At 73.3% G+C, this 6,489-nt stretch carries 6 protein-coding genes; all 6 read left to right on the forward strand.

The genetic code is table 11. The annotated features are described in order from the left end of the window. Positions 1-220 (forward strand): DALR anticodon-binding domain-containing protein (locus G3I42_RS20075; protein ID WP_275405268.1); only part of this gene is annotated, 220 nt, incomplete at its 5' end. 20 nt (positions 221-240) lie between these two features. Next, on the forward strand, positions 241-1,638 hold the full coding sequence (lysA, locus tag G3I42_RS20080; RefSeq protein ID WP_164287853.1) for a diaminopimelate decarboxylase: 1,398 nt from the start codon (positions 241-243) through the stop codon (positions 1,636-1,638). Positions 1,639-1,838: 200 nt separating this feature from the next. Next, on the forward strand, positions 1,839-3,140 hold the full coding sequence (locus tag G3I42_RS20085; protein WP_203607055.1) for a homoserine dehydrogenase: 1,302 nt from the start codon (positions 1,839-1,841) through the stop codon (positions 3,138-3,140). 6 nt (positions 3,141-3,146) lie between these two features. Continuing rightward, positions 3,147-4,208, forward strand: coding sequence for a threonine synthase (gene thrC, locus G3I42_RS20090; protein WP_164287855.1), 1,062 nt, complete (start codon positions 3,147-3,149; stop codon positions 4,206-4,208). 513 nt (positions 4,209-4,721) lie between these two features. Next, positions 4,722-5,639 carry a homoserine kinase gene (gene thrB / locus G3I42_RS20095; protein WP_164287857.1) on the forward strand — a complete coding sequence of 306 codons (918 nt, stop codon included), beginning with the start codon at positions 4,722-4,724 and terminating at the stop codon, positions 5,637-5,639. Positions 5,640-6,076: 437 nt separating this feature from the next. Continuing rightward, positions 6,077-6,489: Rho termination factor N-terminal domain-containing protein (locus tag G3I42_RS20100; RefSeq protein ID WP_343244599.1), on the forward strand; the 413-nt coding region annotated here is incomplete at its 3' end.

A 6,489-nucleotide genomic window follows, 5' to 3' on the forward strand; every position in this document is an offset into this window, starting at 1 on the left:
CGCCGCCGAGCACCGCGCGCCCGACCGGCTCGCGCGCCGCCTCGTACGGGTCGCCGACGCGCTCCTCGACCTCCACGACCGCACCGGCGGGCTGCTCCCGCTCGGCGGGCTCAAACCCCAGGCCGCCCACCGCGCCCGGCTGGCTCTCGCCGAAGCCGCCGGGACGGTGCTCGCCGGCGGCCTGACCCTGCTCGGCATCAGCGCGCCCCAGTACGTCTGAACGAAGAGAGCACGACAGCCATGAGCCGTTCCGCCCACCCCGCAGGTCCCCGCCACGGGGACGTCCTCCCCGAGGGCCACTATGCGGCCCCGCCCGCCGACCTCAACGCCCTCGACCCGAAGGTGTGGGCCCGCACCGTCCGCCGTGAGACGGCCGAGGAGGGCGCGCTGAGCGTCGGCGGCGTGCCCGTCACGCGCCTGGCCGAGGAGTTCGGCACGCCCGCGTACTTCTTGGACGAGGAGGACTTCCGGGCCCGTTGCCGCGACTGGCGCTCCGCCTTCGGCGAGGGCGCCGACGTCTTCTACGCGGGCAAGGCGTTCCTCAGCCGCGCCGTCGTGCGCTGGCTCCATGAGGAGGGCCTCAACCTCGACGTGTGCTCCGGCGGCGAACTGCTCACCGCGCTCGACGCGGGCATGCCCGCCGAGCGCATCGCCTTCCACGGCAACAACAAGACGGCGCCCGAGATCGAGCGTGCCGTCGCCGCCGGGGTCGGCCGCATCGTCGTCGACTCCTTCCAGGAACTCGCCCGCGTCGCGCACACCGCGCAGGCGCTCGGCCGCGTCCAGCGCGTGCAGATCCGCGTCACCGTCGGCGTCGAGGCGCACACCCACGAGTTCATCGCGACCGCGCACGAGGACCAGAAGTTCGGCCTCGCGCTCGCCGGGGGACAGGCCGCCGAGGCCGTGCGCCGCGCGCTCACCCTCGACGGGATCGAACTCGTCGGCATCCACTCGCACATCGGCTCGCAGATCTTCGACATGGCGGGCTTCGAGGTCTCCGCGCGCCGCGTCGTCGGGCTGCTCGCCGAGATCCGCGACGAGCACGGCGTCGAGCTGCCCGAGATCGACCTCGGCGGCGGCCTCGGCATCGCGTACACCTCCGACGACGACCCGCGCGAGCCGCACGAGATCGCCAAGGCGCTCGGCGACATCGTCACGCGCGAGTGCGAGAGCGCCGGGCTCGCCGTGCCCCGTATCTCCGTCGAGCCGGGCCGCGCCATCGTCGGGCCCACGGCCTTCACGCTCTACGAGGTCGGCACGATCAAGCCGCTCGAAGGCTTGCGCACGTACGTGTCCGTCGACGGCGGCATGTCGGACAACATCCGCACCGCGCTCTACGACGCCGAGTACTCCGTCGCGCTCGCCTCGCGCGTCTCCGACGCCGAGCCGATGCTCGTCCGCGTCGTGGGCAAGCACTGTGAGAGTGGCGACATCGTCGTGCGCGACGCCTTCCTGCCCGCCGACCTCGCGCCGGGCGATCTGCTCGCCGTACCGGCGACGGGCGCGTACTGCCGCTCGATGGCGAGCAACTACAACCACGCGCTGCGCCCGCCCGTCGTGGCCGTACGGGACGGGCAGGCCCGCGTCGTCGTGCGCCGCGAGACGGAGGAGGACCTGCTCAGGCTCGACGTCGGCTGAGCCGGGACGAGGGTGCGGGGCGCCGTGGCAGGGCGGGTCACGGCGCCCCGCACCCGTACGGAATGCTTGTCTCACGCATCGGACGCGGGGGCTGAAACCCCGGGGCCGTGCGTGAGACTGGACCCACCGCGACACACAGGCTCCGCGCCACGGAACGCGCGGAGCCCGCGGGACGACACGGAAAGACGAAACGAGGTCGGATGATGCGCACGCGTCCGCTGAAGGTGGCGCTCCTTGGCTGTGGGGTAGTCGGCTCAGAGGTGGCGCGCATCATGACGACGCACGCCGCCGACCTCGCCGCCCGCATCGGGGCCCCCGTCGAGCTCGCGGGCGTCGCGGTGCGCCGCCCGGACAAGGTGCGCGAGGGCATCGACCCCGCGCTCATCACGACGGACGCGACCGCGCTCGTCAAACGCGGCGACCTCGACGTCGTCATCGAGGTCATCGGCGGTATCGAGCCCGCCCGCACCCTCATCACGACGGCCTTCGCGCACGGCGCCTCCGTCGTCTCCGCGAACAAGGCGCTCCTCGCGAAGGACGGCCCCGCGCTGCACGCCGCCGCCGTCGAGCACGGCCAGGACCTCTACTACGAGGCCGCCGTCGCGGGCGCCATCCCGCTGCTGCGCCCGCTGCGCGAATCCCTCGCGGGCGACCACGTGCACCGCGTCCTCGGCATCGTCAACGGCACGACGAACTTCATCCTCGACAAGATGGACTCGACCGGCGCCGGCTACCAGGAGGCCCTGGACGAGGCCACCGCGCTCGGCTACGCGGAGGCCGACCCGACCGCCGACGTCGAGGGCTTCGACGCCGCCGCGAAGGCCGCGATCCTCGCCGGGATCGCCTTCCACACCCGCGTCGGGATCGACGACGTGCACCGCGAGGGCATGACCGAGGTGACCGCCGCCGACTTCGCCTCCGCGCGCGCCATGGGCTGCACCATCAAGCTCCTCGCGATCTGCGAGCGCGCCGCCGATGGCAAGAGCGTCAGCGCGCGCGTGCATCCCGCGATGCTGCCGCTCAGCCACCCGCTTGCGGGCGTCCGCGAGGCGTACAACGCGGTCTTCGTCGAGTCCGAGGCGGCCGGGCGGCTCATGTTCTACGGGCCTGGGGCCGGCGGCGCGCCGACCGCGTCCGCCGTGCTCGGCGACCTCGTCGCGGTGTGCCGCAACCGGCTCGCGGAGGCCACCGGGCCCGGCGAGTCCGCGTACGCGGGACTGACCGTCTCCGGGATGGGCGAGGTCGTCACGCGCTACCACATCAGCCTGGACGTCGCCGACAAGCCCGGCGTGCTCGCCCAGGTGGCGACGGTCTTCGCCGAACAGGGCGTGTCGATCGACACCGTGCGCCAGCAGGGCCGGGGCGACGGCAGCGGCGAGGCGAGCCTCGTCGTCGTCACCCACCGGGCCCCCGACGCGGCCCTCAGCAGCACCGTGGAGGAGCTGCGGGGGCTCGACACCGTCCGGGGCGTCGCCAGCATCATGCGGGTCGAAGGAGAGTAGGCAGTCATGGTCCACCAGTGGCGCGGCATCATCGAGGAGTACCGGGACCGGCTCCCGGTCGAGGACACGACCGAGGTCGTCACGCTCGGCGAGGGCGGCACGCCCCTCGTCCCCGCGCAGGTGCTCTCCGAGCGCACCGGGTGCGAGGTGTATCTCAAGGTCGAGGGCGCCAACCCGACCGGGTCCTTCAAGGACCGCGGCATGACGATGGCGATCACGCGCGCCAAGGAGGAGGGCGCGAAGGCCGTCATCTGCGCCTCCACGGGCAACACCTCCGCCTCGGCCGCCGCCTACGCGGTGCGCGCCCGCATGGTCAGCGCGGTGCTCGTGCCGCAGGGCAAGATCGCGCTCGGCAAGATGGGCCAGGCCCTCGTGCACGGCGCCAAGATCCTCCAGGTCGACGGGAACTTCGACGACTGCCTGACGCTCGCCCGCGCGCTCTCGGACAACTACCCGGTGTCCCTGGTGAATTCGGTCAATCCGGTACGGATCGAGGGGCAGAAGACCGCCGCGTTCGAGATCGTCGACGCGCTCGGCGACGCCCCCGACATCCACGTCCTGCCGGTCGGCAACGCGGGCAACATCACGGCCTACTGGAAGGGGTACCGCGAGTACGCCGCCGACAAGGTCGCGAGCCGTACCCCGCGCATGTGGGGCTTCCAGGCGAGCGGTTCGGCGCCGATCGTGCGCGGCGAGGTCGTCAAGGACCCCCGTACCCTCGCCACCGCGATCCGCATCGGCAACCCGGCCTCCTGGCAGCAGGCGCTCGCCGCGCGCGAGGAGTCGGGCGGCCTCATCGACGAGGTGACCGACCGCCAGATCCTCGCCGCCTACCGGCTGTTGGCGGGCCAGGAGGGCGTCTTCGTCGAGCCCGCGTCGGCCGCCTCGGTCGCCGGGCTGCTCAAGGCCGCCGAGCAGGGCCTCGTCGACCCGGGGCAGCGCATCGTCTGCACGGTGACGGGCAACGGTCTCAAGGACCCCGACCGCGCGACCGAGGGCGCCCCGCGCCCGACCGTCATCCCGGTCGACGCGGCGGCCGCGGCGCGGCGGCTCGGGCTGACGGGCTGACGGGCCGCCACGACGTCGGCGGGCGCCGCCCCGACGTCAGCGGGCGCGCGGCCGTCACCCGACCGGGTGGGGGCCGCCCGCCCCGCTGTCCGTCTCCGCGTCGCAGGACACAGGCGGGTGTCATTCCCGGCGCACCCCGCCTCGTGAAACCCGCACAAGGCATACGGAACCACCCGAAGTCGCGGGGGTCGCACGCCCTGCGGACGACACGCGTCATGCGCCTCCCGTGCGCCCTATGTCGCGGGGGGCGCTTCCTTCGATAGGCTGTGCCCCACCTGCCCCGCCGCTTGTGCCGCGGTGCCGCTGCCGTTGTGGCCGTACGATCCCACGCGCCCGGATGTGATCCGGACGTTCCGGGGGGATTCGCCGGAAGCGTGGAAATCCCCGCCCCCGCACCCCAATCCCCACCAGCCCGCCCCGCGACAGTCACCGTGAGGGCTGCCGCCTCCAGCGGCCCGCCCCACGCTGCGCGGTCAGTCCCCGCCCGAGGAACACAAGGAGAGTCCCCACGCGATGGCCGGTCCCGCCTTTCGCGCCGCCGCCGTCCGGGTGCGCACCCCCGCCTCCAGCGCCAACCTGGGTCCCGGCTTCGACGCCTTCGGGCTCGCGCTCGGCCTCTACGACGACGTCGTGGTGCGGGTCGCCGACTCGGGGCTGCGCATCGACATAGCCGGTGAGGGCAGCGAGACGCTGCCGCGCGACGAGAAGCACCTCCTCGTACGGTCCCTGCGCGCCGCCTTCGACCTGCTCGGCGGGCAGCCGCGCGGCCTGGAGATCGTCTGCGCCAACCGCATCCCGCACGGCCGCGGGCTCGGCTCCTCCTCGGCGGCCATCTGCGCGGGGATCGTCGCCGCGCGGGCCGTGACGACCGGCGGCGAGAGCCGGCTCGACACGCAGGCCCTGCTCGAACTCGCCACCGAGATCGAGGGCCACCCCGACAACGTCGCGGCCTGCCTGCTCGGCGGGTTCACGCTCTCGTGGATGGAGGGCGGCCTCGCGCGGGCGGTGCGGATGACGCCCGCCGACTCCGTCGTCCCCGTCGTCTTCGTCCCCGGGCGCCCGGTGCTCACCGAGACCGCCAGGGGACTGCTGCCGCGCACCGTGCCGCACGCCGACGCGGCGGCGAACGCGGGCCGTGCCGCGCTGCTCGTCGAGGCCCTGACCAGGCGCCCCGGGCTGCTCTTCACGGCGACAGAGGACCGTCTTCACCAGGAGTACCGGGGCCCGGCGATGCCCGAGTCGCTCGCCCTGGTGGAACGGCTGCGGGCGGACGGGGTGCCCGCGGTCATCTCCGGCGCGGGACCCACCGTCCTCGCGCTGGTGGACGAGGAGGCGGCCGACAAGGTCGCCGGGCTCGCGGGCGAGGAGTGGGCAGCGGCCCGCATCCCCGTCGACACCGCGGGCGCGAGTGTGCTGCCGCTGGCGCCGTGACCCCACGGTCGCCGCACAGGAGAGGGGGAATATGTGTTGGATACGGTATTGTTAATCTCGACTGCGCACCCAATCGCCCAACGGCGAGGTGCCACGTGTCTTCGCCAGGATTCCGGGACTACCCGGAGCGCCGATTTTTCTCGGGGCGCCGGTTCTTCCCGAAACACAGGGGCGGGACACCTCATCTTCCGGGAGCCCCCGTATCGCACTGTGCCACGCACGGAGCGACACCGAAGCGCTCCGGAACGGGCGTGACCCAATCCCGTGACACGCACTTCTGGTGACACGGCTGAGTCAGGCGTCTTCACCACCGTATTCCTCCGCCTCTTTGGCGGTCCATCGCCCCGGCGCATCCCCTTCACAGAGGACCACAGCCGGACAGCACAACCGGTCGCCGAGCCAGACAGGCCGACGTCCGCTCCAGGGAAGGACCCTTCGTGAGCGACACCACCGATCTGATGGGCGTGAGTGCCGACAGCGCGGCCGAGGCTGCGCCCACCACGGACGCCGCCCCCTCCGCAGGGACCCGGCGCCGCCGCGGCACAGGGCTTGAGGGCATGGTGCTGGCCGAACTCCAGCAGGTCGCCTCCGGGCTCAAGATCAAGGGCACCGCGCGGATGCGCAAGAGCCAGCTGATCGACGCCATCAAGGAGGCGCAGTCCGGCGGAGGCGCGCCCGCGGCCGAGCCGAGCGCCGAGGCCAAGCCGAAGCGCCGCGCCACCTCCAAGGCGCGCACCGGCGACGAGGCCCCGAAGGAGGCCGCCGCTCCCGCCGCGGAGCAGGAGCGGACCGCCGAGGCCGGGCAGCAGCAGATCGACATCCCCGGTCAGCCCGCCAGCGAGGTCCCCGG

It is taken from the genome of Streptomyces sp. SID11385 (assembly GCF_010548245.1).
Taxonomy (GTDB): Bacteria; Actinomycetota; Actinomycetes; order Streptomycetales; family Streptomycetaceae; genus Streptomyces.